This is a genomic window from Klebsiella sp. S69 (assembly GCF_016516145.1).
Taxonomy (GTDB): Bacteria; Pseudomonadota; Gammaproteobacteria; order Enterobacterales; family Enterobacteriaceae; genus Klebsiella; species Klebsiella oxytoca.
Genome location: NZ_JACVUU010000032.1, coordinates 36,386 through 62,254, shown reverse-complemented (window position 1 = coordinate 62,254; position 25,869 = coordinate 36,386). Strand labels below are relative to the sequence as shown.

General features: G+C 53.6%; 28 protein-coding genes, 1 other RNA gene and 1 other annotated feature. Of the genes, 20 read left to right on the top strand and 9 right to left on the bottom strand.

All coding sequences use genetic code 11. From position 1 onward, the window contains the following. Positions 1-103 precede the first annotated feature (103 nt). Both IAE27_RS26040 and IAE27_RS26035 read left to right on the top strand, forming a co-directional pair. A complete protein-coding gene (locus IAE27_RS26040) occupies positions 104-277 on the top strand; it encodes a YciY family protein (RefSeq protein ID WP_004103093.1) in 174 nt (57 codons plus the stop codon). Between the two features lie 290 nt (positions 278-567). Next, positions 568-1,668 (top strand): NADH:flavin oxidoreductase/NADH oxidase, encoded by a 1,101-nt coding sequence (locus tag IAE27_RS26035; RefSeq protein WP_070556804.1) that lies wholly within the window; start codon positions 568-570, stop codon positions 1,666-1,668. Positions 1,669-1,874: 206 nt separating this feature from the next. On the opposite strand, the gene IAE27_RS26030 is transcribed toward IAE27_RS26035, so the two are convergent. Continuing rightward, entirely contained in the window at positions 1,875-2,171 is a 297-nt protein-coding gene (locus IAE27_RS26030) for a YciI family protein (protein WP_004103089.1), read from the bottom strand. A 211-nt stretch (positions 2,172-2,382) separates the two neighbouring features. Between IAE27_RS26030 and tonB the strand changes: the two genes are divergently transcribed. Then, a complete protein-coding gene (gene tonB / locus IAE27_RS26025) occupies positions 2,383-3,120 on the top strand; it encodes a TonB system transport protein TonB (protein ID WP_016808819.1) in 738 nt (245 codons plus the stop codon). 19 nt (positions 3,121-3,139) lie between these two features. Here the strand turns inward: tonB and IAE27_RS26020 are convergent, their stop codons facing one another. From IAE27_RS26020 to pfkB, 3 genes are all read right to left on the bottom strand, one after another. Further along, positions 3,140-4,012 carry a fructosamine kinase family protein gene (locus tag IAE27_RS26020; RefSeq protein WP_004103085.1) on the bottom strand — a complete coding sequence of 291 codons (873 nt, stop codon included), beginning with the start codon at positions 4,010-4,012 and terminating at the stop codon, positions 3,140-3,142. A gap of 106 nt (positions 4,013-4,118) precedes the next feature. Beyond that, positions 4,119-4,403 (bottom strand): type V toxin-antitoxin system endoribonuclease antitoxin GhoS, encoded by a 285-nt coding sequence (gene ghoS, locus IAE27_RS26015; protein WP_142475168.1) that lies wholly within the window; start codon positions 4,401-4,403, stop codon positions 4,119-4,121. Positions 4,404-4,496: 93 nt separating this feature from the next. Further along, positions 4,497-5,426 carry a 6-phosphofructokinase II gene (gene pfkB / locus IAE27_RS26010; RefSeq protein WP_142475167.1) on the bottom strand — a complete coding sequence of 310 codons (930 nt, stop codon included), beginning with the start codon at positions 5,424-5,426 and terminating at the stop codon, positions 4,497-4,499. Positions 5,427-5,712: 286 nt separating this feature from the next. Between pfkB and IAE27_RS26005 the strand changes: the two genes are divergently transcribed. The 12 genes from IAE27_RS26005 to btuC all read left to right on the top strand — a co-directional run bounded on the left by IAE27_RS26005 (position 5,713) and on the right by btuC (position 15,760). Next, the gene (locus IAE27_RS26005) at positions 5,713-6,471 is read left to right on the top strand and encodes a YdiY family protein (RefSeq protein ID WP_024274361.1); all 759 of its coding nucleotides are present in this window, start codon (positions 5,713-5,715) and stop codon (positions 6,469-6,471) included. A gap of 270 nt (positions 6,472-6,741) precedes the next feature. Then, positions 6,742-6,975 carry a hypothetical protein gene (locus tag IAE27_RS26000; protein ID WP_004103077.1) on the top strand — a complete coding sequence of 78 codons (234 nt, stop codon included), beginning with the start codon at positions 6,742-6,744 and terminating at the stop codon, positions 6,973-6,975. A gap of 439 nt (positions 6,976-7,414) precedes the next feature. Continuing rightward, positions 7,415-9,343, top strand: a complete 1,929-nt coding sequence (gene thrS, locus IAE27_RS25995) for a threonine--tRNA ligase (protein WP_004102966.1) — start codon at positions 7,415-7,417, stop codon at positions 9,341-9,343. 3 nt (positions 9,344-9,346) lie between these two features. Beyond that, the gene (infC, locus tag IAE27_RS25990) at positions 9,347-9,889 is read left to right on the top strand and encodes a translation initiation factor IF-3 (protein WP_052746887.1); all 543 of its coding nucleotides are present in this window, start codon (positions 9,347-9,349) and stop codon (positions 9,887-9,889) included. Positions 9,890-9,985: 96 nt separating this feature from the next. Then, positions 9,986-10,183: a 50S ribosomal protein L35 gene (rpmI, locus tag IAE27_RS25985; RefSeq protein WP_001124225.1), complete on the top strand. Its 198-nt coding sequence runs from the start codon at positions 9,986-9,988 to the stop codon at positions 10,181-10,183. Positions 10,184-10,233: 50 nt separating this feature from the next. Next, positions 10,234-10,590, top strand: a complete 357-nt coding sequence (gene rplT / locus IAE27_RS25980) for a 50S ribosomal protein L20 (protein ID WP_004102963.1) — start codon at positions 10,234-10,236, stop codon at positions 10,588-10,590. Positions 10,591-10,707: 117 nt separating this feature from the next. Beyond that, positions 10,708-10,833, top strand: a sequence feature (Phe leader region). Continuing rightward, positions 10,713-10,757 carry a pheST operon leader peptide PheM gene (gene pheM / locus IAE27_RS25975; protein WP_001386830.1) on the top strand — a complete coding sequence of 15 codons (45 nt, stop codon included), beginning with the start codon at positions 10,713-10,715 and terminating at the stop codon, positions 10,755-10,757. Its footprint overlaps the feature before it by 45 nt. Further along, positions 10,775-10,945 (top strand): hypothetical protein, encoded by a 171-nt coding sequence (locus IAE27_RS25970; protein ID WP_200093070.1) that lies wholly within the window; start codon positions 10,775-10,777, stop codon positions 10,943-10,945. A 41-nt stretch (positions 10,946-10,986) precedes the next feature. After that, positions 10,987-11,970 carry a phenylalanine--tRNA ligase subunit alpha gene (gene pheS, locus IAE27_RS25965; protein ID WP_004102962.1) on the top strand — a complete coding sequence of 328 codons (984 nt, stop codon included), beginning with the start codon at positions 10,987-10,989 and terminating at the stop codon, positions 11,968-11,970. A gap of 15 nt (positions 11,971-11,985) precedes the next feature. Further along, a complete protein-coding gene (pheT, locus tag IAE27_RS25960; RefSeq protein ID WP_023329822.1) occupies positions 11,986-14,373 on the top strand; it encodes a phenylalanine--tRNA ligase subunit beta in 2,388 nt (795 codons plus the stop codon). Between the two features lie 4 nt (positions 14,374-14,377). After that, the gene (gene ihfA, locus IAE27_RS25955) at positions 14,378-14,677 is read left to right on the top strand and encodes an integration host factor subunit alpha (RefSeq protein ID WP_004102960.1); all 300 of its coding nucleotides are present in this window, start codon (positions 14,378-14,380) and stop codon (positions 14,675-14,677) included. A gap of 96 nt (positions 14,678-14,773) precedes the next feature. After that, complete coding sequence (btuC, locus tag IAE27_RS25950; RefSeq protein ID WP_029496803.1) at positions 14,774-15,760, top strand: vitamin B12 ABC transporter permease BtuC; 987 nt, start codon at positions 14,774-14,776, stop codon at positions 15,758-15,760. Positions 15,761-15,817: 57 nt separating this feature from the next. On the opposite strand, the gene IAE27_RS25945 is transcribed toward btuC, so the two are convergent. Beyond that, complete coding sequence (locus IAE27_RS25945; protein ID WP_004102954.1) at positions 15,818-16,618, bottom strand: MetQ/NlpA family ABC transporter substrate-binding protein; 801 nt, start codon at positions 16,616-16,618, stop codon at positions 15,818-15,820. Positions 16,619-16,843: 225 nt separating this feature from the next. Here IAE27_RS25945 and IAE27_RS25940 point away from each other — a divergent pair, with 225 nt between their 5' ends. The 4 genes from IAE27_RS25940 (at position 16,844) to selO (ending at position 20,384) form a co-directional block, all read left to right on the top strand. Beyond that, on the top strand, positions 16,844-17,395 hold the full coding sequence (locus IAE27_RS25940) for a glutathione peroxidase (protein WP_016808815.1): 552 nt from the start codon (positions 16,844-16,846) through the stop codon (positions 17,393-17,395). Continuing rightward, entirely contained in the window at positions 17,395-18,144 is a 750-nt protein-coding gene (gene btuD / locus IAE27_RS25935) for a vitamin B12 ABC transporter ATP-binding protein BtuD (protein WP_154022486.1), read from the top strand. Before IAE27_RS25940 ends, btuD begins: the two co-directional genes overlap by 1 nt. Before the next feature lie 81 nt (positions 18,145-18,225). Further along, positions 18,226-18,690 carry a C40 family peptidase gene (locus tag IAE27_RS25930; RefSeq protein ID WP_154022487.1) on the top strand — a complete coding sequence of 155 codons (465 nt, stop codon included), beginning with the start codon at positions 18,226-18,228 and terminating at the stop codon, positions 18,688-18,690. A gap of 251 nt (positions 18,691-18,941) precedes the next feature. Beyond that, entirely contained in the window at positions 18,942-20,384 is a 1,443-nt protein-coding gene (selO, locus tag IAE27_RS25925) for a protein adenylyltransferase SelO (protein WP_023321178.1), read from the top strand. 34 nt (positions 20,385-20,418) lie between these two features. Here the strand turns inward: selO and hemP are convergent, their stop codons facing one another. The 3 genes from hemP to IAE27_RS25910 all read right to left on the bottom strand — a co-directional run bounded on the left by hemP (position 20,419) and on the right by IAE27_RS25910 (position 22,799). Beyond that, complete coding sequence (hemP, locus tag IAE27_RS25920; protein WP_160886036.1) at positions 20,419-20,598, bottom strand: hemin uptake protein HemP; 180 nt, start codon at positions 20,596-20,598, stop codon at positions 20,419-20,421. 166 nt (positions 20,599-20,764) lie between these two features. Further along, positions 20,765-21,811, bottom strand: a complete 1,047-nt coding sequence (gene aroH / locus IAE27_RS25915) for a 3-deoxy-7-phosphoheptulonate synthase AroH (protein ID WP_004102944.1) — start codon at positions 21,809-21,811, stop codon at positions 20,765-20,767. 154 nt (positions 21,812-21,965) lie between these two features. Further along, a complete protein-coding gene (locus tag IAE27_RS25910) occupies positions 21,966-22,799 on the bottom strand; it encodes a pyruvate, water dikinase regulatory protein (RefSeq protein ID WP_004102943.1) in 834 nt (277 codons plus the stop codon). A gap of 342 nt (positions 22,800-23,141) precedes the next feature. Here IAE27_RS25910 and ppsA point away from each other — a divergent pair, with 342 nt between their 5' ends. Continuing rightward, positions 23,142-25,520: a phosphoenolpyruvate synthase gene (ppsA, locus tag IAE27_RS25905; RefSeq protein ID WP_004113595.1), complete on the top strand. Its 2,379-nt coding sequence runs from the start codon at positions 23,142-23,144 to the stop codon at positions 25,518-25,520. Between the two features lie 74 nt (positions 25,521-25,594). On the opposite strand, the gene rprA is transcribed toward ppsA, so the two are convergent. Then, positions 25,595-25,702: antisense sRNA RprA (rprA, locus tag IAE27_RS25900), an RNA gene on the bottom strand. Between the last annotated feature and the right edge of the window lie 167 nt (positions 25,703-25,869).

The following is a 25,869-nucleotide window of genomic DNA, read 5'->3' as shown; positions in this document are numbered from 1 at the left end:
ACGCATCAGCATCCATCTGGCAAATAAAAACGCAGCGAAAGCGTTGGTTAGCCCGATTCATCGGTCTATAATGCAGGCTGTTTTCACTCGTAGAGTAGTTGCAATGAAGCGTAGTAGAACGGAAGTAGGGCGCTGGCGCATGCTTAGACAGGTGAGTCGCCGTAAAGCACGCTGGCTGGAAGGCCAATCGCGTCGCAATATGCGCATCCTCTCCATCAGAAAGGAGCTGGTTAAACGGCAACGTCACTCTCTGCTGTTCACCTTCTCTGAGTTTTGAGAGTCGAAACAAAAGGCACCGTTCGCGGTGCCTCTGTTTTATCCGCGTTTCGTTGTGAGCATACTCTTATATTGACACCCTCTTTCTTTAGCCAGAGAAACCCTTTTTCGCACCGGATCCTGGGTTATTGTTTGCATTAGCCGAATGCTGGCAGGAAGGCTCATCGCCACAACACCTTTTCCCGGCTCATAAGGCTGGCTCAACGCGTATAAACGCAAAAAACGGGAAGTACCATGCATCACACATGCTACTTATAATGTCCGTAAGGCTTCTATTATTGAGAGGTATCTATGAGTCAACTTTTTAGTCCGGTGCGAATCGGTAAGCTGGAACTTGAGAATCGCATTGTCATTGCTCCAATGTGTCAGTATTCCGCCGACAATGGCAAGGCGACGGCATGGCATCGTATCCATCTTGGACAACTGGCTTTTTCCGGCGCAGGTTTACTGATTATCGAAGCCAGCGCTGTCGAGCCAGCAGGGCGAATCACCCCGGCTGATATGGGCTTATGGGATGACGAAACGGAAGCTGCATTACACGCCGTACTGAAAGATATACGCCAGTACTCTTCAATCCCCATCGGCATCCAACTGGGCCATGCCGGGAGAAAAGCATCTTCCGCAGCGCCCTGGCTGGGGGGACAACAGCTGGCACATGATGCTGGCGGATGGGACGCGGTTTCGCCATCAGCGCTGGCCTATGGTGAGGGCGATCGTCCTCCGGTTGAGCTTACTCAGGACCAGATGAAACGCATCAAGCAGGCATTCGCAGACAGCGCCAGACGCGCTGAGCGGATGGGTATCGAGTTGATTGAAATGCATGCTGCTCATGGTTACCTGCTTCATCAGTTCCTTTCTCCGCTCAGTAACCAGCGCACCGACGAGTATGGCGGGTCTCTGGAGAACCGCTTGCGTTTCCCGCTCGAAGTCTTTCAGGCCATTCGCGAGGCTGTCGGTCAGGACATCGCGGTGGGAGTGCGACTTTCTGCGACCGATTGGGTTGATGGCGGCTGGGATAATGCACAATCAATTCTCTTCAGCCAGAAGCTTGAGGCTCTCGGCTGCGACTATATTCATGTTTCCAGCGGTGGATTGTCGCCTCATCAGGCGATTCAGGTTGGCCCGGGCTATCAGCTGCCGTTCGCCCGTGAAATCCGGGAGAGGGTGAATATCCCGGTGATTGGGGTGGGCTTAGTGACGGAACCCCAGCAGGCGGAAGATGCGTTAAGCCATGGCGACGCCGATCTCATCGCCATTGCCCGCGCGGCGCTCTACAATCCGCACTGGCCCTGGCAGGCAGCTGCCGCTCTGGGAGCCCATGTGAGCGTTCCGCCACAGTATCTTCGCTCGGAACCACATGGTCTCAAAGGCACGCTGCACTCCAATAGCTAATCAACAACAGCAAGTCGGCGGTGCTGATGCGCCGCCGGCAACGGTTATCATCATGACGTTGCTTACAGCGACTGCTGGAATCGAGAAGGTGAAGGGAAATAAGGATGGCGACCATTGCGTACTCGCGGACACGGAAGCGTCCTCTCATGAACGATCGCCATAGATAAAACTTTTAACGCACTCTTATTGCTTAAAAATTTTAGATTCTAAAAGACTTTCTTATACGGTTTGACCGACACTTTCTGATAAACCCCTGCGGCAATATAGGGATCGTCATTGGCCCATGATTGCGCCGCTTCCAGTGATTCAAATTCCGCAATGACCGTTGAGCCGGTAAAGCCCGCCGCGCCGGGTTCATTACTGTCTACGGCAGGCATTGGGCCTGCGGTCAGTAAACGACCTTCATCATGTAATAATTGCAAACGCGCCAGGTGGGCGGGACGTACCGACGTCCGTTTTTCCAGAGAGTCGGCGATATCTTCAGCGTAGATAACGTAAAGCACGGCATGGCTCCTTATCAATAAATTGGCGAATCACGTTAAGTGAAACCGTCGTTGACTGCAATGCAAAGATGCTGACGATCCTCAGAATGCCATGCTCCGGAGGCTTTTTGTCAGAAAACAGGGCAAATTTTGATACAAGCCAACAACCCTAGTTGAATATGATTGCTATTTGCATTTAAAATCGGGACATCATTTTTCAACAGAAACGACTATGAGCGCAATGACCTTTGATTTACCTCGCCGCTTTCCGTGGCCTACGCTACTGTCCGTGGTTATCCACGGCGGTGTTGTCGCGGCGTTGCTCTATACTTCGGTACATCAGGTTATTGAACGGCCTTCGCCATCGCAACCCATTGAGATCACTATGGTAGCCCCGGCAGATCTGGAACCGCCTCAGGCGGCGCAGCCGGTCGTAGAACCCGTTGTTGAACCGGAACCCGAGCCTGAGCCGGAAGCGCTTCCGGAACCGCCAAAAGAGGCGCCGGTGGTTATCCATAAACCGAAGCCTAAACCGAAGCCAAAGCCTAAACCAAAGCCGGAAAAAAAAGTTGAGCAACCGAAGCGGGATGTAAAACCGGCGGAGACGCGCCCGGCCTCGCCGTTTGAAAATGCAAATACGGCGCCAGCGCGTACCGCGCCGAGCACTTCAACCGCTACCGCTAAACCAACCGTCACGGCGCCTTCGGGACCGCGGGCGTTAAGCCGCGGAGAGCCGACCTATCCGGCACGTGCCCAGGCGCTGCGGATTGAAGGAAGCGTACGGGTTAAGTTTGACGTGACAGCGGATGGGCGCGTGGATAACGTGCAGATCCTTTCGGCCCAGCCAGCCAATATGTTTGAACGTGAAGTGAAAAGCGCCTTACGCAAATGGCGCTATGAGCCGGGTAAACCGGGGACCGGTATTACCATGACTATTCAGTTCCGCATGAAAGGCGTTCAAATTAACTAACCCGCAGAAACAAGGCCCCTTACGGGGCCTTTTCCATTAAGACGTCATCAAGCGCTTTTTGCGCCGTCACCAGGTGCTGGCCGCCAAACAGGATAGCCCGATTCAGCAGCGTATAGAGCTGGTAAATAGGCTGCCGCTCGAGAAAACCGGACGGCAGCGGCGAAACGGATTGATAGCCATCGTAGATTTGCGGCGGCTGTTCCGGATGCAGCGGCAGCATCGCCAGATCGCACTCGCGATCGCCCCAGTAGCAGGCCGGGTCGAAAATGTATGGCCCGTCAGGCCCGAGCGCGCAGTTACCGGACCATAAATCGCCGTGAAGCAGCGACGGCTGCGGTTGATGATTGCTCAACCGCTGCTGGACGGTATCGACAAGACTATCGATATCGCCAAAATGCAGACCTTTCTCGGCGGCCAGCTCCAGCTGCCAGCCTATGCGTTGTTCGGCGAAGAACGTAGACCAGCGACGTTGCCAGGCGTTCGGCTGAGGCGTTGTGGAAAGATCGTTGTCAAAATCCAGACCAAACTGCGGTTGGTCGCTCCATTGGTGTAAATGGGCGATTTGCTGGCCTAACAGGAAAGCGCTGTGCGCATCCAGCGGGCGAGGAGGGAGGTATTCCATCACCAGAAAGCTGTAATCCCGGTCGCTGCCTACGGCAAAAACCTGCGGTACGTTCACGGTTTTGCTGCGTGACAGTAGCTCAAGCTGGTCTGCCTCGGCCGTGAAGATGGGTAAAAGCTCACGTTCGTCGCACTTTACGAAGTAATCCCGGCCGCCGAAGCGTAAATGCCAGGCCGCGTGGATCTCGCCACCGGGTAGTTCGTTGCGCAGTTCGATTTCAGCTGCTTCGGTATGCAAATCGCTTAATAATTTGCCGATCGCTTGCCACATGCCGTCTCTCCCCATGTTTGCCAACTTTTCATAAGGTTAGCGCATAACCCAGGCGCAAAATTCGAACTGACGCACAACTGAACGTTTTCTGTCGCGTCAATCGCACTTATTGAGCTTTTAACCACTCGCTGAATGTGGCAACGGTAACGTCGACGGTTCTTCCCAGCGCAGTTTCGGCTAAACCCGTGCTCAAGGCTTTGACCTCTTCGGCATTCTGCATGGAAAGCAGACCAAAAACGTTGGTTCCCAGCTCGTGGGGGTTGCCTTCATCATCGTTTAAAACCAGGATAAATCCGGCGCGAGTCAGGTGATTACTAAGCTCATTAATTTCCGTTAACGTCTCTTCGTGAAAACGAACCGTGACCACCCAGGCAGTAATTTCGCTACTCATTTTTCACCCCATTGTTATCCATGGCTTTTTTAGCATAGACCATCCTGTTGATTTGGCGACTCCCCCTGTAAAGACAGAGGGAGTGAGGCGTAATCAACCGCGCAGGTAGTCGTAGATTTTTTGCGTATTTTCCAGCGAGCAAAGGCGGGTGCCCTGATTTATCGTTGCCGCGCTACCCGCCGCCACTCCAAAGCGAACCATATCTTCAAGTGAGGCATTTTCCGCCAGCCTTAACGTCATGGCGCCGACCATGCTATCGCCGGCGCCGACGGTGCTCTGGCTTTTCATCGGCGGCGGTACGACCTGGACACTTCCATTTATATCAACACCCAGCGCCCCCTGTGCGCCCAAAGAGACGACAACGCGCTGGACTTTGCCTGACCGAATAAGCTCCTGCGCGGCAAGACGCACATCATCCGGTTGGCTCAGGTCCCGCTGTACCAGCGCGCTGAGCTCTTTCTGGTTCGGCTTAACCAGCTCGATATTGCCGACATCAAGCGTGGCGGCAAGCGCGTCGCCGGAACTATCAACAATACAGCGCAGGCCATGCTGCTGAGCGTTTTTGACCAGCTGCGTCAGGTTTTCGACGCTGATGCCCGGCGGCAGGCTTCCGCTAATCACCAGCAACGAGCCTGGAGCAATGGCGAGAACTTTTTGCTCCAGAAGATGAAGCTCTTCTTTGGTTAACGCCGCGCCCGGCATCACGAAACGATACTGTTCGCCGCTGACGTTCACGTGAACGTGAAGATTCTGTCGCGTCCAGTCATGGGTTTCTACCGTATCGACGGGAACATGCTCATCCGTCAGCAGCGCGGTCAGATGTTCACCCGTTGCGCCGCCGACGGGAAAGATAGCGGTGGCGCTGCCGCCAAGAAACGTGATGGCTCGCGCCACGTTAATACCGCCGCCTCCGGGTTCAAATACGGGGGCGCTACAGCGCAGCTTGCCTTCCGGGTAAATTTGCGGGGTTTGCGTGGCGCTGTCGAGCGAGGGGGCTAACGTGAGCGTATAGATTTTGGTCATCCGGTTTCCTCCATAATACGAATTTAGCTGCTATGATTTTAAGCATGGCACTTAAAGGAGGTGAGGGAAAGCCGCAAGTGATTTTCGCCGGGCCTGGCTTTTATCTTTATGAAATAAAAATTGTTTTAAGAAGGGTCTTATACAAAAAACGAAAGAGTAATTGATTGCTAAGTTAATCGTGCTTTTTTATAATTTACTCCCTTTCCTGGAGCGGCAATCTGCGATCCTCGCGAAAGTTTCCGGGACCCTCCTGGTCTCCTTATAGGTTGTACGGACTTAAAATTAAATGAAGCTTTTGAAGACAGTACCCGCAGCGGCAATGCTGGCGGGGGGGCTCTTTGCGTCTGCATACGCAATGGCCGATGATTCCGTTTTTACTGTCATGGATGACCCTTCTTCTGCCAAAAAACCTTTCGAAGGAACTGTTAACGCCGGCTATCTGGCGCAGTCCGGCAATACGAAAAGTTCCTCAATGACCGCAGACTCCACGTTGACCTGGTATGGCAATACGACCGCATGGTCGCTGTGGGGAAATGCCAGCAATACATCGTCAAACGATCAGCGCTCTTCGGAAAAGTACGCGTTGGGTGGACGTAGCCGGTATAACCTGACCGATCAGAACTATATCTTTGGCCAGGCCAGCTGGCTGACCGATCGTTACAATGGCTATCAGCAGCGTGATGTGTTCACCGCGGGTTATGGTCGGCAGATCATGAACGGTCCGGTACACAGCCTGCGTTTTGAATTCGGTCCCGGCGTGCGTTACGACGAGTATACCGATGGAGATAACGATACCCAGCCGCTGGGCTACGCTTCCGGCACTTATGCCTGGCAGATGACCGATAACGCCCGATTTACCCAGGGCGTTTCGGTATTCGGCGCTGAAGATACGACGCTGAACTCGGAAAGTGCATTGAATGTGGCGATCAATGCGCATTTTGCGCTCAAAGTGGCCTATAACCTGACGTGGAACTCGGAACCGCCATCCTCGGCGCCGGAACACACCGATCGTCGTACAACGCTATCGCTCGGATATAAAATGTAATATTTTCAGGCCGGATATTCCGGCCTGTTTGTTTTAAATTTGGCATAAAGTGGCATTATTATTTTTGGTCTCTTGTTTTGTTTTTTATAAAAAGAACCGGCCTTCATAATTTCCTCATAATTGTCTTTTTGCTGACAAATATGCAGTTAATTTGACACGAAAAGATAAATATTGGGTCGGACAAAAATGTGATCTGGATCTATACTGTGGAACACAGGCGGAGATAACGATTCCGTTCTATTACCTGAAACAAATAAGAGAATGACTATCATGAGAAATAGCAAAATCGCACTCGCGGCCGTGATGCTGTGCACGCTGTCTTTTGGCGCATTTGCCGCCGCTCCCGCACCGCAGCCGGGTAATAACGATCATACGCAAGTTGGCATTGCTAAAGCCACCGATGTCGAAGCGGGTTCCAACATTGCGCCGGGTTCACAATCAACCGGGCAGTCAATGAACGATGCTTTTGATGTTCATAAACTTGTTGCCGGGGAATGGTCCTGATATTTCATCACCATTTAACATCCCCCTTTAATTATTTCGTGAAGCAGCAAACCGGGTAATGTTGTACCGGTTTTGCTTTGCGCATTTTCGGTTAAACATTCACTATTTATGTGAAATCATAAATATCCTTTATGGGTCATCCCGTCCTGCTTTGCACATCTTGTTGCGAAAGAATTACGCTGCGTTAGTCGCGCCCCCTTTTTTTTCCATCAACAATAACCATTTAGTCTCATGTGACTTTAATCACGCAGTAATGATGTGTAAACTAACCGTCGGTGTTATCAACAGGCGGCTGCAGGTGGGTACGCGTCGGTGAACGAGCGTGCACATATTTTCGCAGAGTGAAGCGGGAACTGAGCCGGAACATGTTGATAATTATGATTATATTGTTTTGTATGTGCTCTTTCGTGTGGGGCACCACTGCAAATAAGGACATGAAATGCCTGTAATTACGCTTCCTGATGGCAGCCAACGCCATTTTGATCATGCGGTGAGCCCGATGGACGTCGCTTTGGATATTGGCCCCGGTCTGGCGAAAGCCACCATTGCGGGTCGTGTCAACGGCGAGCTGGTCGACGCCTGTGACTTAATTGAAAACGACGCGACGCTCTCTATCATCACCGCGAAAGATGAAGATGGTCTTGAGATTATTCGTCACTCCTGTGCGCACCTTTTAGGACACGCAATTAAACAGCTGTGGCCAAATACCAAAATGGCGATCGGCCCGGTTGTCGACAATGGTTTTTACTATGATGTCGATCTGGACCATACCCTGACCCAGGAAGATATCGACGCGCTCGAAAAGCGTATGCACGAGCTCGCCGAGAAAAACTACGACGTCATTAAGAAGAAAGTCAGCTGGCACGAAGCGCGTGAAACCTTCGTGAAGCGCGGCGAGAGCTATAAAGTCTCCATTCTTGATGAAAACATTGCTCATGATGACAAACCCGGTTTGTATCATCATGAAGAATATGTCGATATGTGCCGTGGACCGCATGTGCCGAATATGCGTTTCTGCCATCACTTCAAACTGATGAAGACCGCTGGCGCCTACTGGCGCGGCGATAGCAACAATAAAATGCTGCAGCGCATCTACGGGACCGCATGGGCAGATAAAAAAGCCTTAAATGCCTATCTGCAGCGTCTGGAAGAAGCCGCTAAGCGCGATCACCGTAAAATCGGCAAGCAGCTCGACCTGTATCATATGCAGGAAGAGGCGCCGGGTATGGTATTCTGGCATAACGATGGCTGGACTATCTTCCGCGAACTGGAAACTTTTGTGCGTTCTAAGCTGAAAGAGTACCAGTATCAGGAAGTTAAAGGTCCGTTTATGATGGACCGTGTGCTGTGGGAAAAAACCGGCCACTGGGACAACTATAAAGATGCGATGTTCACCACGTCTTCTGAGAATCGTGAATACTGCATCAAGCCGATGAACTGCCCGGGTCACGTACAGATCTTCAACCAGGGCCTGAAATCCTACCGCGATCTGCCGTTACGTATGGCTGAATTCGGTAGCTGCCATCGTAACGAACCGTCAGGCGCGCTGCATGGCCTGATGCGCGTACGTGGCTTTACTCAGGACGACGCCCATATCTTCTGTACTGAAGATCAGGTTCGCGATGAAGTGAACGCCTGTATTCGTATGGTCTACGATATGTACAGTACCTTTGGCTTCGAGAAAATCGTCGTCAAACTGTCGACTCGCCCGGAAAAACGCATCGGTAGCGATGAGACCTGGGATCGTGCTGAAGCGGATCTGGCCGTTGCGCTGGAAGAGAACAACATCCCGTTTGAGTATCAGCTGGGTGAAGGCGCGTTCTACGGTCCGAAAATTGAATTTACCCTGTATGACTGCCTCGATCGTGCATGGCAGTGCGGTACTGTACAGCTGGACTTCTCCCTGCCGCAGCGTTTAAGCGCCTCTTATGTGGGTGAAAATAACGAACGACAGGTTCCGGTAATGATTCACCGCGCAATTCTTGGTTCGCTGGAGCGCTTCATTGGTATCCTGACCGAAGAGTTTGCGGGCTTCTTTCCGAGCTGGCTTGCGCCGGTGCAGGTTGTGGTCATGAATATTACTGATTCTCAGGCTGAATACGTTAACGAATTGACGCGTAAACTACAAAATGCGGGCATTCGCGTAAAAGCAGACTTGAGAAATGAGAAGATAGGCTTTAAAATCCGCGAGCACACTTTACGTCGTGTCCCTTACATGTTGGTCTGTGGCGACAAAGAGGTAGAAGCCGGCAAAGTCGCCGTGCGTACCCGTCGTGGCAAAGACTTGGGCAGCCTGGACGTAAATGAAGTTATCGAGAAGCTGCAACAAGAGATTCGCAGCCGCAGTCTAAAACAACTGGAGGAATAAGGTATTAAAGGCGGAAAACGAGTTCAAACGGCACGTCCGAATCGTATTAATGGCGAGATTCGCGCCCTGGAAGTTCGCTTAACTGGTCTGGAAGGCGAAGCTTTGGGTATTGTGAGTCTGAGAGAAGCAATCGAAAAAGCTGAAGAAGCTGGAGTAGATTTAGTTGAAATCAGCCCTAACGCCGAACCGCCAGTTTGTCGTATCATGGACTACGGCAAGTTCCTTTATGAAAAGAGCAAGTCTTCTAAGGAACAGAAGAAAAAGCAAAAAGTTATCCAGGTTAAGGAAATTAAGTTCCGTCCTGGCACCGACGATGGCGATTATCAGGTAAAACTCCGCAGCCTGATTCGCTTTCTGGAAGATGGCGATAAGGCCAAGATCACGCTGCGTTTTCGCGGCCGTGAGATGGCCCACCAACAGATCGGTATGGAAGTGCTTACCCGCGTCCGTGACGATCTGAGTGAACTGGCAGTAGTCGAATCCTTCCCAACGAAGATCGAAGGCCGCCAGATGATCATGGTGCTCGCTCCTAAGAAGAAACAGTAAGGCCTTCAAGTAGCAATGTCTGTGGAGCCTGCGGGTTCCACAGCCGTTGTTCGCCTATGTTTCGTTTATTAACAATGCGAAGTGGAAGTTATTAAAATGCCAAAAATTAAGACCGTACGCGGTGCTGCTAAGCGCTTCAAAAAAACCGGTAAAGGTGGTTTTAAGCACAAGCACGCTAACCTGCGTCACATTCTGACCAAAAAAGCTACCAAGCGTAAACGTCACCTGCGTCCGAAAGCCATGGTTTCCAAAGGCGATCTGGGCCTGGTCATCGCGTGCCTGCCGTACGCATAAGTCGTTAACCCTTTTAACTTTTTAATTAGAATAGATACAGGAGAGCATATATGGCTCGCGTAAAACGTGGTGTAGTTGCCCGTGCACGTCACAAGAAAATTTTGAAACAAGCTAAAGGCTACTACGGTGCGCGTTCTCGCGTATACCGCGTTGCCTTCCAGGCTGTTATCAAAGCTGGTCAGTACGCTTATCGTGACCGTCGTCAGAAAAAGCGTCAGTTCCGTCAACTGTGGATTGCGCGTATCAACGCAGCAGCACGTCAGAACGGTATTTCTTACAGCAAATTCATCAACGGCCTGAAAAAAGCCTCTGTTGAAATCGACCGTAAGATCCTGGCTGACATCGCAGTATTCGACAAATTAGCGTTCACCGCGCTGGTCGAAAAAGCGAAAGCAGCTCTGGCATAAGCCAGTTGAAAGAGGGAGCTTGTCTCCCTCTTTTCGTTTCAAGACTATCAATACATTGACTTTTATTCGCGTAAGCTTTTCAATATCGTTCTTACGTTTTTACCAGACAAGGTAATGCAAGCATGAATGCTGCTATTTTCCGCTTCTTTTTTTACTTTAGCACCTGAACTCAGGAGGCTAGCGCGTGAAAGAAGAAACGGAAAACAGCGCCAAAAAGCCTCCCACTGTGGAGGCTTTTTTTGTATCTGAACTGGCTTGTTCTATTTCAAGCCCCAGACGAGTGGCTGGCCCTGGTCATTCTGACAACGGGCGGATTGCCCGCCGTATGCGGCTCGAAATAGTGAGAGCAAAATAATAACCATAACCGGTGTCTGCACCGACATAATGAGGAAAACCATGTCACATCTCGCAGAGCTGGTTGCCAGTGCGAAGGCAGCCATTAACGAGGCATCAGATGTTGCTGCGCTGGACAACGTCCGCGTGGAATACCTGGGTAAAAAAGGTCTCCTGACCCTTCAGATGACGACCCTGCGTGAGCTGCCTGCTGAAGAGCGTCCGGCAGCCGGTGCGGTTATCAACGAAGCGAAAGAGCAGGTCCAGCAGGCGCTTAACGCGCGCAAGTCAGCGCTCGAAAGCGCAGCGCTCAACGCGCGTCTGGCCTCGGAAACCATTGATGTCTCTCTGCCGGGGCGTCGTATCGAGAACGGTGGCCTGCATCCGGTGACCCGTACCATCGACCGTATTGAAAGTTTCTTCGGTGAGCTCGGTTTTACCGTCGCGACTGGCCCGGAGATCGAAGATGATTATCACAACTTCGATGCGCTGAATATTCCAGGCCACCACCCGGCACGCGCTGACCACGACACTTTCTGGTTTGATGCCACGCGCCTGCTGCGCACGCAAACATCAGGCGTACAGATCCGCACCATGGCTAATCAGCAGCCGCCAATCCGCATTATTGCCCCCGGCCGCGTGTATCGTAACGACTACGATCAGACGCATACCCCGATGTTCCATCAGATGGAAGGTCTGATCGTTGACACTAACATCAGCTTCACCAACCTGAAGGGAACGCTGCACGATTTCCTGCGTAACTTCTTTGAAGAAGACCTGCAGATTCGTTTTCGTCCGTCCTATTTCCCGTTCACTGAGCCGTCTGCAGAAGTTGACGTGATGGGTAAAAACGGTAAATGGCTGGAAGTGCTCGGCTGCGGTATGGTGCATCCAAACGTGCTGCGTAACGTGGGCATCGATCCGGAAATCTATTCCGGCTTTGCCTTCGGCATGGGTATGGAGCGCCTGACCATGCTGCGCTATGGCGTGACCGACTTACGCGCGTTCTTCGAAAACGATCTGCGTTTCCTCAAACAGTTTAAATAAGGGCAGGACAGAACAATGAAATTCAGTGAACTGTGGTTACGCGAGTGGGTTAACCCGGCCATCGATAGCGAAGCGCTGTCGGATCAGATAACGATGGCCGGCCTTGAGGTTGACGGCGTAGAGCCGGTGGCGGGCAGCTTTAACGGCGTTGTTGTTGGCGAAGTGGTTGAGTGCGCTCAGCACCCGAATGCTGATAAACTGCGCGTCACAAAAATTAACGTCGGCGGCGAACGTCTGCTGGACATCGTCTGCGGCGCGCCAAACTGCCGTCAGGGCCTGAAGGTTGCTGTTGCTACCATCGGCGCCGTTCTGCCGGGCGATTTTAAAATTAAAGCGGCAAAGCTGCGCGGCGAACCGTCGGAAGGCATGCTGTGCTCCTTCTCCGAACTGGGAATTTCCGACGATCACAGCGGTATTATCGAACTGCCTGCCGACGCGCCGCTGGGTACCGATATTCGTGAATACCTGAAGCTTGACGATAACACTATCGAAATCAGCGTCACGCCAAACCGTGCCGACTGCCTGGGAATTGTCGGCGTGGCCCGCGATGTTGCCGTGCTCAACAAGGCGCCTTTGAATGTCCCGGAAATGGCACCGGTTGCCGCCACCATCGACGATGTTCTGCCAATCCAGGTTGACGCGCCGGAAGCGTGTCCTCGCTATCTGGGGCGTGTGGTAAAAGGCATCAATGTCAAAGCGCCGACGCCGCTATGGATGAAAGAGAAGCTGCGCCGTTGCGGTATTCGCTCCATCGATGCCGTGGTTGACGTGACCAATTACGTTCTGCTTGAGCTCGGTCAACCGATGCACGCATTCGATAAAGACCGCATTGAAGGCGGAATCATCGTACGTATGGCGCATGAAGGTGAAACGCTGGTTCTGCTCGACGGCTCCGAGGCGAAGCTGGATAGCGATACTCTGGTTATCGCTGACCACCAGAAAGCCCTCGCCATGGGCGGTATTTTTGGCGGCGAGCACTCCGGCGTAAACGATGAAACGCAAAACGTTCTGCTGGAATGCGCGTTCTTTAGTCCGCTATCCATTACCGGCCGCGCCCGCCGCCATGGCCTGCATACCGACGCTTCGCACCGCTACGAGCGCGGCGTGGACTCCGCGTTGCAGTATCAGGCAATGGAGCGTGCTACCCGCCTGCTGATGGATATTTGCGGCGGTGAAGCGGGTCCGATTATTGACGTTACCAATGAAGCGACTCTGCCGAAGCCTGCGACCATCCGTCTGCGCCGCAGCAAACTGGATCGTCTGATTGGCCATCACATTGAAGATACGCAGGTTAGCGACATTCTGCGTCGTCTGGGCTGTGAAGTTACCGAAGGACAGGATGAGTGGCATGCCGTGGCGCCGAGCTGGCGTTTCGACATGGAGATCGAAGAAGACCTGGTCGAAGAGGTTGCCCGCGTCTATGGCTATAACAATATTCCTGATGAACCGGTACAAGCGGGCCTGATTATGGGCACCCACCGCGAAGCGGATCTGTCGCTTAAGCGCGTAAAAACGTTGCTTAATGACAAAGGCTACCAGGAAGTGATTACCTATAGCTTTGTCGATCCGAAAGTACAGCAGTGGATCCACGCCGGCGAGGAAGCGCTGATTCTGCCGAGCCCGATCTCCAGCGAAATGTCGGCGATGCGCCTCTCCTTGTGGACCGGTCTGTTAGCAACGGTGGTCTACAACCAGAATCGTCAGCAGAACCGCGTACGCATCTTTGAGAGCGGTTTACGCTTTGTGCCTGATACCCAGGCTCCGCTGGGTATTCGTCAGGATCTGATGCTGGCTGGCGTTATCTGCGGCAACCGCTATGAAGAACACTGGAACCTGGCAAAAGAGACCGTCGATTTCTATGATGTAAAAGGCGATCTTGAGTCTGTACTCGACCTGACCGGTAAGCTGTCCGACATCGAATTCCGTATCGAAGCTAATAATGCGCTTCATCCGGGCCAGTCGGCAGCGATTTATCTGAAAGGTGAACGTATTGGTTTTATTGGGGTTGTTCATCCCGAGCTGGAACGTAAACTGGATCTGAACGGTCGCACTCTGGTATTTGAACTGGAGTGGAACAAGCTTGCAGACCGCGTGGTGCCTCAGGCGCGTGAAGTTTCTCGCTTCCCGGCGAACCGTCGCGACATCGCCGTCGTTGTGGCAGAAAACGTTCCCGCTGCCGATGTTTTAGCCGAGTGTAAGAAAGTTGGCGTAAATCAGGTAGTTGGCGTAAACTTATTTGACGTGTACCGCGGCAAGGGCGTAGCGGAAGGTTTCAAGAGCCTCGCTATCAGCCTTATCCTCCAGGATACCAGCCGTACACTCGAAGAAGAGGAGATTGCCGCTACCGTCGCCAAATGTGTAGAGGCATTGAAAGAGCGATTCCAGGCATCATTGAGGGATTGAACCTATGGCGCTTACAAAAGCTGAAATGTCAGAATATCTGTTTGATAAGCTTGGGCTTAGCAAGCGGGATGCCAAAGAGCTGGTAGAGTTGTTTTTCGAAGAGGTCCGTCGCGCTCTGGAAAACGGGGAGCAGGTAAAGCTCTCCGGGTTCGGCAACTTCGATTTGCGTGATAAAAACCAACGCCCGGGCCGTAACCCGAAAACGGGAGAGGATATCCCTATTACAGCCCGGCGAGTGGTGACTTTCAGACCTGGCCAGAAGCTAAAAAGCCGCGTCGAAAATGCGTCACCCAGAGACAAATAATCTGAACTAACTAAAAAGGCCGCGATGCGGCCTTTTTTCTTTTCTTCGCCGAATACCGTAAAATCAATCACATCCTTTTCCCCGATGCAGAAATCTATGCTGACCTTTGCTCAAATTCAACGGCGCCGCAGCCGGCGCTGGCTTGCCGTATTAACCTTGCTGCTGCTGGCTACGTCGACCATTAGCCTGTGCGCGGGCGACCAGTGGATTGGCCCCGGCGAATGGTTTAGCGCCAAAGGTGAGCTGTTTATCTGGCAGATACGTCTGCCGCGCACCCTGGCCGTTCTGCTGGTGGGCGCCGCGCTGGCGCTTTCCGGGGCGATTATGCAGGCGCTGTTTGAAAACCCGCTGGCGGAGCCCGGCCTGCTGGGGGTCTCAAACGGCGCTGGAGTCGGCCTGATTGCTGCCGTATTGCTGGGAAAAGGGCTGCTTCCTGGTTGGGCGCTGGGGCTGTGTGCAATCGCGGGCGCGCTGGTCATAACCTTTATTTTGCTACGTTTTGCCCGGCGACATCTGTCTACCAGCCGTCTGCTGCTGGCGGGTGTGGCGCTCGGTATTATTTGTAGCGCGCTGATGACCTGGGCAGTCTATTTCTCTACCTCTTTCGATCTCCGCCAACTGATGTACTGGATGATGGGCGGATTTGGCGGCGTAGACTGGCAGCAGCTGTGGTTGATGCTGGCGCTGCTGCCGGTACTGGCCTGGGGATGCCTGCAATCGCAGCCGCTTAATTTGCTCGCGCTGGGGGAGGTTTCAGCGCGTCAACTGGGGCTTCCGCTGTGGTTATGGCGAAAGGTGCTGGTGGTCGCGACCGGTTGGCTGGTGGGCGTCAGCGTGGCGCTGGCCGGAGCGATTGGCTTTATCGGTCTGGTTATCCCGCATATTCTGCGTTTATGTGGTTTGAGCGATCACCGCGTACTGCTTCCGGCTTGTCTGCTGGCGGGCGCCAGCGCGCTGCTGGGGGCGGATATCGTCGCGCGGCTGGCGCTATCCGCGGCGGAGCTGCCTATTGGCGTAGTGACCGCCACCCTGGGGGCGCCGGTGTTTATCTGGTTATTGCTTAAATCAGGCCGCCCGCATTAACGGGCGGCCATACAGACAGGGGCTGGCTTGTTGCCGCCTCTGTATGCGGCCGATCCATTACCAGCCCTTAATCGCATCGCCTTTATAGACTTCCGCTGCCTTGTCGGCAACGGCTTGCGTCTGGAAGGCCTCTTTCAGTTCCTGAACTTTTTTACTGTCTTTATTATCTTCGCGCGCAACAATGGCGTTGACGTACGGAGAATCGGGCCCCTCCATAAATAACCCGTCGCGAGCGGCGGACAGACCAGCCTGCGCGGAGAAATTGGTATTAATAATCGACAGGGCGACGTTCGGATCGTCAAGCGTACGGGTCAGCTGCGGCGTGTCGACTTCCACAATCTTCAGCTGCTTAGGATTATCAATAATATCCAGCGTCGTCGGCAGGTAGCCTGTCCCGTCTTTCAGCTTGATTAAGCCCTGCGCCTGTAGCAACAGCAAACTGCGGCCCAGGGTGGTGGTTTCGTTAGAAATGGAGATCGTCGCGCCGTCAGGCAGTTCGCTAATGTTTTTGATTTTCTTCGAGTAAGCGGCGATCGGGAAGACGAAGGTTTTACCGACAATCGCAAACTTATAGCCGCGTTCTTTTGATTGCGCTTCAAGGTAAGGCAGCGTCTGGAAGGCGTTAGCATCAACGTCTTTATTGTTTAACGCTTCGTTCGGCAGGACGTAATCATTAAAAGAGATGACCTCCACGTCGAGGTTGTATTTCTCTTTAGCCACCTGTTCTACGACTTTCCAGATAGCCTCATCCGGCCCGGTATTGATCGCGACTTTAACTTTATTATCTTCATCCGGCGAGCAGGCCGATAACAGCGCGACGGAGGCCGCAATTAACACGGTGCTAAACATCTTTTTCATCAACAAAACTCTCTCAAATTAACAATTAACGAAATGCTATTACATCCATTCACCACTGTACACTGAATTGCTCTGTACCGGTGTTGAGATGAATTCATGTTGCGCGGCCTGTTACATCAAGAGACACTCCAGGGCGATTCCAGGTAGAATGCCCTGGTCTGAATCCGCTACAGTAGATAGAGATCACCTGAAGCAGTCACCGGTTTTATTCACTGAGGGAAGGCTATGCAACACGATATTCTTAATACTGAAGTCACCACTATCGATGGTGAGAAAACAACGCTTGCTCCGTGGGCAGGCAAAGTGCTGTTGATCGTTAACGTTGCGTCAAAATGCGGCCTGACGCCGCAGTATGAGCAACTGGAAGCGCTGCAAAAGGATTTAGAAAGCGAAGGTTTCAGCGTGCTGGGCTTTCCCTGCAACCAGTTTTTGGGGCAAGAGCCGGGCAGCGAAGAGGAGATTAAAACGTTCTGCAGTACAACTTACGGCGTGACCTTCCCGATGTTCAGCAAAATTGACGTCAACGGCGAACATCGCGCGCCGTTGTATCAAAAGCTGATTGCGGCGGCGCCTCAGGCCGTTGCTCCAGCAGGCAGCGGTTTCTATGAACGCATGGCCAGTAAAGGCCGCGCGCCGCTGTATGTCGACGACATTCTGTGGAACTTTGAAAAATTCCTGATTGGACGCGACGGCCAGGTTATCGGTCGTTTCTCTCCGGATATGACGCCGGATGACCCGCAGCTGGTGGCCGCTATTAAAGGAGCATTAGCGAAATAATGCCGTTTTTGATGCAGCTAAAGGATGTCGAAGAGCCAGGACGGCTGGCGCCGTTTTCAGCCGATATCAGACCGGGAGAGATTATTCATCTGGTGGGGCCAAACGGGGCGGGGAAAAGCACATTGCTGGCACGTATGGCGGGGCTCTCTACCGGCCCGGGGCAGGTAAGACTGAATGAACGTCTTCTGAATGACTGGCCAGCGCAGGAGCTGGCGCGTCATCGCGCCTACTTAAGCCAGCACCAGATGCCGCCTTTCGCCATGCCGGTCTGGCATTACCTGTCGCTGCATCTGCAGAACGAGGCGCAAAACGGACTCCTGACGGCCATTGCGCAGAAGCTGGGCTTAGGCGATAAGCTTGGACGTCAGGTGAATCACATCTCCGGTGGGGAGTGGCAGCGCGTGCGCCTGGCGGCGGTGATACTGCAGATTCATCGTCAGGCTAACGCGTCCGGTCAACTGCTACTGCTGGATGAACCGATGAACAGCCTGGACGTGGCGCAGCAGGCCGCGCTCGATCGACTGCTTAGCGAACTCTGCGCATCAGGCATTGCCATCGTCATGAGCAACCACGATCTTAATCATACTCTCCGGCACGCCCACAGCTCCTGGCTTATCTGTCAGGGGCAAACTATCGCCTGCGGCAGCACCGCGGAAGTGTTAAGCGAGGAGAATTTAACCGCTGCCTATGCCATGGAGTTTCAGCGGGTTGAGGTGGCGGGTCATCTTATGCTCGTTGCGTCACAGTAGCACGCAGTCAGCTTGCCAGCGAATTGATAAACAAGGTAAATTGTTCCGATAACCGGATAGGGAACAGAGGATTCGTCTGAGATGCGTTTCTGGCTCGTTTTGTGCGTTGCGTTATTTCTCGCGGGTTGTAGCAGTCACCGTGCACCGCCGCCAAATCCGCGGCTGGCTGATTCGATTACCGTCGTTGCCAACCTGAATGAGCAGTTAAGGAACTGGCGGGGAGCGCCGTATCGCTACGGCGGAATGTCGCCGCGCGGCGTTGATTGCTCGGGGTTCGTGCTGATGACGTTTCGCGATAAATTTGCGTTACAGCTGCCGCGCGAAACCCGCGACCAGGCGGAAATCGGCACTAAAATCGATAAAAGCGAACTGCTGCCCGGCGATCTGGTCTTCTTTAAAACCGGATCCGGCGAGAGCGGTCTGCACGTCGGTATTTACGACACGGATAACCAGTTTATTCATGCTTCCACCAGCCAGGGCGTCACGCGTTCATCGCTGGATAATGTCTACTGGCATAAAAATTTCTGGCAGGCGCGCAGGATCTAACGTTAGCTAATGAGCAGGGAGCCCCTGTCTCCCTGCTCATCATGGCAAAGCGGCTGAGAGATAGCGCTCCATGCTTGCCGATTCAGCTATCCCCCCCAAATTAGACCAGCCGATCCGCGTCTCTTCCCGGTACGCTACCGGGCGATGGCAGAAGCGTGCCAAATTCTCGTGCAGCTTATTATTGCAATAACCCCGCACTCGCCCCGTGTTAATAATTTGTTGAAGGCACTACACTGAAGGCAGGAGGAAACATGACCCTGTCTTTTACTACCCACTGGCGTGATGAACTGCCGGATTTTTACACTGCATTAGCCCCCACGCCGCTGGAGAACGCGCGCCTTGTCTGGCATAACGCGCCGCTGGCGCAAGAGCTGGGCATTCCCGAGTCGTTGTTTAACCTGGACAAGGGCGCTGGCGTATGGGGCGGCGAAGCGCTGCTGCCGGGGATGTCGCCGCTAGCGCAGGTCTACAGCGGCCACCAGTTCGGCTCGTGGGCCGGACAGCTCGGCGACGGGCGCGGTATTCTGCTTGGCGAACAGCAGTTGGCCGATGGCCGCCGCGTTGACTGGCACCTGAAGGGCGCCGGGCTGACACCCTATTCGCGCATGGGGGACGGGCGGGCGGTGCTGCGCTCAACGATCCGCGAAGGGCTGGCCTCGGAAGCGATGCATGCGCTGGGTATTCCCACCACCCGCGCTCTGGCAATGGTCGCCAGCGATACGCCGGTGTACCGCGAAACCGTCGAGCAAGGGGCAATGCTGATGCGCCTGGCGGAAAGCCACGTGCGTTTTGGCCATTTTGAGCACTTTTACTATCGCCGCGAGCCGCAAAAAGTACAGCTGCTGGCGGATTATGTGATTCGCCACCACTGGCCTCATCTGCAAAATGAAGCGGATAAATACATTGTGTGGTTCAGGGATGTTGTCACCCGAACCGCGGAGATGATTGCCAGCTGGCAAACGGTCGGCTTCGCCCACGGGGTGATGAATACCGATAATATGTCGATCCTCGGACTGACGATGGATTACGGCCCGTATGGCTTTCTTGATGATTTTCAGCCTGGCTTTATCTGCAATCATTCCGACTATCAGGGGCGCTATAGCTTTGATCATCAGCCGGCGGTAGGACTATGGAATCTGCAGCGCCTGGCGCAAGCGCTCTCGCCGTTTATCAGCGCGGAAGCGCTGAACGGCGCGCTGGATGACTACCAGCACGCGCTGCTGACGGCATATGGCCGGCGTATGCGCGACAAGCTGGGATTATTGACCCAGCAAAAAGGGGATAACGAGCTGCTGGACGGCCTGTTTTCTCTGATGGAGCGCGAGGGCAGCGACTATACGCGGACCTTCCGAATGCTAAGCCTTAGCGAGCAGGAGAGCGCCGCCACGCCGCTGCGCGACGAATTTATTGATCGTGAGAGGTTCGATAGCTGGTTTGCCGCTTATCGCGCGCGCTTGCGCGATGAACAGATTGACGATGCGCAAAGGCAGGCGCAAATGCGCAGCGTGAATCCGGCTATCGTGCTGCGCAACTGGCTGGCTCAACGAGCCATTGAGCAGGCAGAGCAGGGGGATATGCGTGAACTGGAACGTCTGCATAGCGCACTTTCTCAGCCCTTTGTCGATCGCACGGATGAGTATAGCCAGCGTCCTCCGGACTGGGGAAAGCGCCTTGAAGTGAGCTGCTCGAGCTAATCACCATTCTCCCTGCCTCTTCCGGCGGGGAGCATTATTTGGTCAGGATCAGCTTGCCCGAATGAGTCTGACGCAGCAGATAGCGCTGACCGCCATGTTCAATCACTACCCGTCCTTCGCTGCCTAATAATGTCCGGCTGCTTATCTCTTTGTCCGTCGGAACGGGATACGGGGCATTGTCTTTTGTTTTTTCTGCTGTGGCAGTGTTATCCATACGCGTCATAGCACTAAAAATAAAAATCAAGGCAACAATGATAATCATTATCAATAATGTTGTTTTTGACGGCAAGCTTTATTTAACGCATTACCAGATTTAGCAGGTGTCCGGCCGGACATTGGCGAGAAAAATCTCCCCGCCGCGATCGCGACGGGGAAGGGAGCTAGAGGCGGGTGGCGGTTGCGGCGGCTAATTCATCCAGCAGCCGTTCGCTGTCTTCCCAACTCAAGCAGGGATCGGTAATCGATTGTCCCCAGGTCAGCGGCTGGCCGGCAACGACCTTTTGCGTACCTTCCTTAAGGAAGCTTTCGGCCATGATCCCGGCGATTGCGTTCGAGCCCGAGCGGATCTGCTGACATATATCGGCGCAAACTTCCAGCTGACGGCGATGCTGTTTCTGGCAATTACCGTGGCTAAAATCCACCACCAGTTGTTCCGGCAGGTCGAACTCTGCCAGCGCTTCTCCGGCGGCGGCGATGTCGGCAGCGTGGTAATTCGGTTTTTTACCACCGCGCATAATAATATGGCCGTACGGATTCCCGCTGGTCTGATAGATGGTCATCTGGCCCTGCTTATCCGGCGACAGGAACATATGGCTGGCGCGGGAAGCGCGGATGGCATCAACGGCGATACGGGTATTACCATCGGTACCGTTTTTAAAGCCCACCGGGCATGAGAGCGCAGAGGCCATTTCGCGATGGATTTGGCTCTCGGTTGTACGCGCGCCGATAGCGCCCCAGCTAATCAAATCGGCAATAAACTGTCCGGTCACCATATCGAGAAACTCGGTAGCGGTGGGGACGCCGAGCTCGTTCACCTGCAGCAGCAGGCTACGCGCCAGTTCAAGGCCGTGATTCACCCGGTAGCTGCCGTTCAGGTCGGGGTCGGAGATCAGCCCCTTCCAGCCAACCACCGTACGGGGCTTCTCAAAATAGGTGCGCATCACGATTTCCAGCTGCGGCTGATAGCGTTCGCGCATACCCTGCAGTCTGCGCGCATACTCCATCGCCGCATCAGTATCGTGAATGGAACAGGGACCGATCACTACCAGCAGGCGGCGATCTTCACCGTTGAGAATTTTTTCGATTCGGCGGCGCGAAGCAGAAACGTGGGCGGCAACATCGGGGGACACGGGGTGCCGTTGCGCCAGTTCCGCGGGCGTTACCAGGCTTTCAATGCGCGCGGTACGCAATTCGTCTGTTTTATTCATTGGGGTCTCAAAAATCTGTTTCTTCCGCGGCGAAAATGCCGGGAAGTGATGCGCATCACGATAAACCAATCCCTGCTTATTGCAAGAGCAGGGCATGATCCTGTATAGGCCACGGGTGATAGCATAAACAAATTTTTGATATCGTACTAGTGTGTTAGTACATTCTGCGGCTTAGCCCCATAATATCCATGATTTTGGTGGCGATCTCTTCAACGGAGTAATTGGTACTGTTCAGGCAAGGGATTTTATTTTTGCGATACAGCGCTTCAACTTCGGTGACTTCCATCCGGCACTGGCGCATAGAAGCATAGCGGCTGTTTTCCCGTCGCTCTTCGCGGATGGCCGCCAGCCGCTCCGGATTGATAGTTAAGCCGAATAGTTTGTGCTGGAGCGGCTTAAGCGATGCCGGCAGAATCAGATTGTCCATATCATCGGCGATAAACGGGTAGTTGGCGGCGCGGATACCGTACTGCATCGCCAGGTACAGGCTGGTAGGCGTTTTCCCGCAGCGCGAAACGCCGAGGAGGATCACCTGGGCCTGATCGAGGTTGCGCAGCGAAATCCCGTCATCATGAGCAAGGGTGTAGTCGATAGCGGCGATACGCGCGTCGTATTTGTTCAGATTACCCGGGGTCAGGCCGTGGGTGCGGTGAGCGATTGGCGTCGGGTCCAGGCGTAGCTCCTGCTGCAGGGGGGCCACCAGCGCCTGAACAATATCCTGACAAAAGCCTTCGCTTTGCACGATGATATCGCGGATCTCCGGCAGCACGATGGAATAGAACACCAGCGGTCGAATACCGGTCTGCTGGAAGATGGCGTCAATTTGTTCCTTCACGGCGCGCGCGCGGCTGATATTTTCGACAAACGGTAGGGTTACGCTGCTGGTGGCTACCGGGAATTGCGACATGACCGCATGACCCAGAACTTCCGCCGTAATAGCGGTACCGTCGGAAATATAAAATACGTGGCGATCTACAGCACTTTCCATTTTGACCATCCGGTATAAAGAGTTTAATTAGCTGAAAGCAGATATTAAATTTAAGCATATCACTCCAGGCTTTGTCTCAAATTTAAAAAGTGAAACGCTATTTTTATTTTTAATGAAAAGGTTGGTTCATTTTTCGCAACTGCGTATCTTTTGTATCAAATTTCATCAGATTTTAGAAGAATCATTGGCTTAGCTATATCCGGAAAAGAATCCTAAAAACGAAAAAATAATTTGCTTGAACGATTCACCGTTTTTTTCAACGGCATAATTATGTCAGGATAAATCCCGTAGTCGATCGTGAATTATTTATCACTGGTATTAAATCACAAAAGGATTGTCTCGATGTCCAACAATGGCTCGTCACCGCTGGTGCTTTGGTATAACCAACTCGGCATGAATGATGTAGACAGGGTTGGGGGCAAAAATGCCTCCCTTGGTGAAATGATTACAAATCTGTCAGGTATGGGTGTGTCCGTACCGAACGGGTTTGCCACCACCGCTGATGCTTTTAATCAGTTTTTGGACCAAAGCGGCGTGAACCAGCGCATCTATGAACTGCTGGATGAAACCGACATTGACGACGTTTCCGCATTAGCGAAAGCGGGCGCGCAGATCCGTCAGTGGATCATTGATACGCCTTTCCAGAGCGAACTGGAAAATGCGATTCGCGACGCGTATACCCAGCTGTCCGCCGATGACGCTGAGGCCTCCTTTGCCGTGCGCTCCTCCGCAACGGCGGAAGATATGCCGGATGCCTCCTTCGCCGGTCAGCAAGAGACATTCCTTAACGTGCAGGGCTTTGACGCCGTGCTCGTCGCGGTGAAGCACGTGTTTGCTTCGCTGTTTAACGATCGCGCCATTTCCTATCGCGTGCATCAGGGTTACGATCACCGCGGCGTGGCTCTATCCGCCGGGGTGCAGCGGATGGTGCGCTCCGATCTGGCATCATCCGGCGTAATGTTCTCCATCGATACCGAATCCGGATTCGATCAGGTGGTGTTTATCACCTCCGCCTGGGGGCTTGGCGAGATGGTGGTGCAGGGGGCGGTGAACCCCGATGAGTTCTACGTCCATAAACCGACGCTGGAAGCGGGACGGCCGGCGATTGTTCGCCGCACCATGGGGTCGAAGAAGATCCGCATGGTTTATGCTCCAACTCAGGAGCACGGCAAGCAGGTGCGTATCGAAGACGTGCCGCAGGCGCAGCGCGACGTTTTCTCGTTGACCGACGCGGAAGTGCAGGAGCTGGCCCAGCAGGCGGTGCAAATCGAGAAGCACTACAACCGCCCGATGGATATCGAATGGGCGAAAGATGGCCATACCGGTAAGCTGTTTATCGTCCAGGCGCGTCCGGAAACCGTCCGTTCGCGCGGCCAGGTGATGGAGCGTTATACCCTCCATGCGCAAGGGCAGATTATTTCTGAAGGGCGCGCGATCGGCCACCGCATCGGCGCGGGTCCGGTGAAAGTCATTCATGATATCAGCGAAATGAACCGTATCGAGCCCGGCGACGTTCTCGTGACCGACATGACCGACCCGGACTGGGAACCAATCATGAAAAAAGCGGCGGCGATCGTCACCAACCGCGGCGGGCGGACCTGTCATGCGGCGATTATCGCGCGTGAGCTGGGGATCCCGGCGGTAGTGGGCTGCGGCAACGCCACCGATCGCATCCAGGAAAACCAGAATGTAACCGTCTCCTGCGCCGAGGGCGATACCGGCTACGTCTATGCCGAAATTCTTGACTTCAGCGTCAAGAGTTCCACCGTCGGCGATATGCCGGATCTGCCGCTGAAAATTATGATGAACGTCGGTAACCCGGACCGGGCTTTCGACTTTGCCTGCCTGCCGAACGAAGGCGTGGGCCTGGCGCGTCTGGAGTTTATTATCAACCGGATGATCGGCGTTCACCCGCGCGCGCTGCTGGAGTTTGACGATCAGGAACCGGGTCTGCAGAACGAAATCCGCGAGCTGATGAAAGGTTACGACTCGCCGAGAGAGTTTTACGTCGGTCGCCTGACCGAGGGTATTTCGACGCTTGGCGCGGCATTTTTCCCGAAACGGGTCATCGTGCGCCTTTCCGACTTCAAATCTAACGAATACGCCAACCTGGTCGGCGGCGAGCGTTATGAGCCGGAAGAAGAAAACCCGATGCTGGGCTTCCGCGGGGCCGGCCGCTATGTCTCCGAAAGCTTCCGTGACTGCTTCGCGCTGGAGTGTGAAGCAGTAAAACGCGTGCGTAACGATATGGGCCTGACCAACGTCGAAATCATGGTGCCGTTTGTTCGTACCGTCGCGCAGGCAAAAGCGGTGGTTGAAGAGCTGGCGCGCCAGGGCCTCAAGCGCGGCGAGAACGGCCTCAAGCTGATTATGATGTGTGAAATCCCATCGAATGCGCTGCTGGCTGAGCAGTTCCTCGAATACTTCGACGGTTTCTCCATTGGCTCCAACGATATGACGCAACTGGCGCTGGGTCTGGATCGCGACTCCGGCGTGGTCTCCGAGCTGTTCGATGAGCGTAACGACGCGGTGAAAGCGCTGCTGTCGATGGCTATCCGCGCGGCGAAGAAACAGGGTAAATACGTCGGTATCTGCGGGCAGGGTCCGTCAGACCATGAAGATTTTGCCGCCTGGCTGATGGAAGAGGGAATCGATAGCCTTTCCCTCAATCCGGATACCGTGGTGCAAACCTGGCTTGGCCTGGCGGAGCTGAATAAGTAAGTTTTTCGCTAAACAAAATGCGCAATCCCCGTCAGCAATGGCGGGGATTTTTTGTTTCAGCCGTCAGCGTACGGGCAAAAAAAAGCCCATCGTGGGAGATGGGCAAAGACTACACACAGCAATTCGTTGTTTCACTCAGGGGATTTCCATGCTTATAAATCAAGGCATTGATTTATAACCGTGAGCTAATACTAGGCACTGAGGCTTTTTGCGTCGATCGGATTCCTCTCAATAGTTAAATTAAGGTAAAGAATCTGCGAAGCAAATGTGGTTAGTGGGCAGAGGAATGCGGACTGTTGTGAGGAATATATTAGTGTTTCTTAATATTTGAGGGCGGTGTGCCCGACAG

Excerpts from the sequence above, each read along its gene's own strand:
- IAE27_RS26040 (WP_004103093.1), top strand. The coding sequence starts at position 104 with ATGAAGCGTAGTAGAACGGAAGTAGGGCGCTGGCGCATGCTTAGACAG.
- IAE27_RS26035 (WP_070556804.1), top strand. The coding sequence starts at position 568 with ATGAGTCAACTTTTTAGTCCGGTGCGAATCGGTAAGCTGGAACTTGAG.
- tonB (WP_016808819.1), top strand. The coding sequence starts at position 2,383 with ATGAGCGCAATGACCTTTGATTTACCTCGCCGCTTTCCGTGGCCTACG.
- IAE27_RS26020 (WP_004103085.1), bottom strand. The coding sequence starts at position 4,012 with ATGTGGCAAGCGATCGGCAAATTATTAAGCGATTTGCATACCGAAGCA.
- ghoS (WP_142475168.1), bottom strand. The coding sequence starts at position 4,403 with ATGAGTAGCGAAATTACTGCCTGGGTGGTCACGGTTCGTTTTCACGAA.
- pfkB (WP_142475167.1), bottom strand. The coding sequence starts at position 5,426 with ATGACCAAAATCTATACGCTCACGTTAGCCCCCTCGCTCGACAGCGCC.
- IAE27_RS26005 (WP_024274361.1), top strand. The coding sequence starts at position 5,713 with ATGAAGCTTTTGAAGACAGTACCCGCAGCGGCAATGCTGGCGGGGGGG.
- IAE27_RS26000 (WP_004103077.1), top strand. The coding sequence starts at position 6,742 with ATGAGAAATAGCAAAATCGCACTCGCGGCCGTGATGCTGTGCACGCTG.
- thrS (WP_004102966.1), top strand. The coding sequence starts at position 7,415 with ATGCCTGTAATTACGCTTCCTGATGGCAGCCAACGCCATTTTGATCAT.
- rpmI (WP_001124225.1), top strand. The coding sequence starts at position 9,986 with ATGCCAAAAATTAAGACCGTACGCGGTGCTGCTAAGCGCTTCAAAAAA.
- rplT (WP_004102963.1), top strand. The coding sequence starts at position 10,234 with ATGGCTCGCGTAAAACGTGGTGTAGTTGCCCGTGCACGTCACAAGAAA.
- pheS (WP_004102962.1), top strand. The coding sequence starts at position 10,987 with ATGTCACATCTCGCAGAGCTGGTTGCCAGTGCGAAGGCAGCCATTAAC.
- pheT (WP_023329822.1), top strand. The coding sequence starts at position 11,986 with ATGAAATTCAGTGAACTGTGGTTACGCGAGTGGGTTAACCCGGCCATC.
- ihfA (WP_004102960.1), top strand. The coding sequence starts at position 14,378 with ATGGCGCTTACAAAAGCTGAAATGTCAGAATATCTGTTTGATAAGCTT.
- btuC (WP_029496803.1), top strand. The coding sequence starts at position 14,774 with ATGCTGACCTTTGCTCAAATTCAACGGCGCCGCAGCCGGCGCTGGCTT.
- IAE27_RS25945 (WP_004102954.1), bottom strand. The coding sequence starts at position 16,618 with ATGAAAAAGATGTTTAGCACCGTGTTAATTGCGGCCTCCGTCGCGCTG.
- IAE27_RS25940 (WP_016808815.1), top strand. The coding sequence starts at position 16,844 with ATGCAACACGATATTCTTAATACTGAAGTCACCACTATCGATGGTGAG.
- btuD (WP_154022486.1), top strand. The coding sequence starts at position 17,395 with ATGCCGTTTTTGATGCAGCTAAAGGATGTCGAAGAGCCAGGACGGCTG.
- IAE27_RS25930 (WP_154022487.1), top strand. The coding sequence starts at position 18,226 with ATGCGTTTCTGGCTCGTTTTGTGCGTTGCGTTATTTCTCGCGGGTTGT.
- selO (WP_023321178.1), top strand. The coding sequence starts at position 18,942 with ATGACCCTGTCTTTTACTACCCACTGGCGTGATGAACTGCCGGATTTT.
- hemP (WP_160886036.1), bottom strand. The coding sequence starts at position 20,598 with ATGGATAACACTGCCACAGCAGAAAAAACAAAAGACAATGCCCCGTAT.
- aroH (WP_004102944.1), bottom strand. The coding sequence starts at position 21,811 with ATGAATAAAACAGACGAATTGCGTACCGCGCGCATTGAAAGCCTGGTA.
- IAE27_RS25910 (WP_004102943.1), bottom strand. The coding sequence starts at position 22,799 with ATGGAAAGTGCTGTAGATCGCCACGTATTTTATATTTCCGACGGTACC.
- ppsA (WP_004113595.1), top strand. The coding sequence starts at position 23,142 with ATGTCCAACAATGGCTCGTCACCGCTGGTGCTTTGGTATAACCAACTC.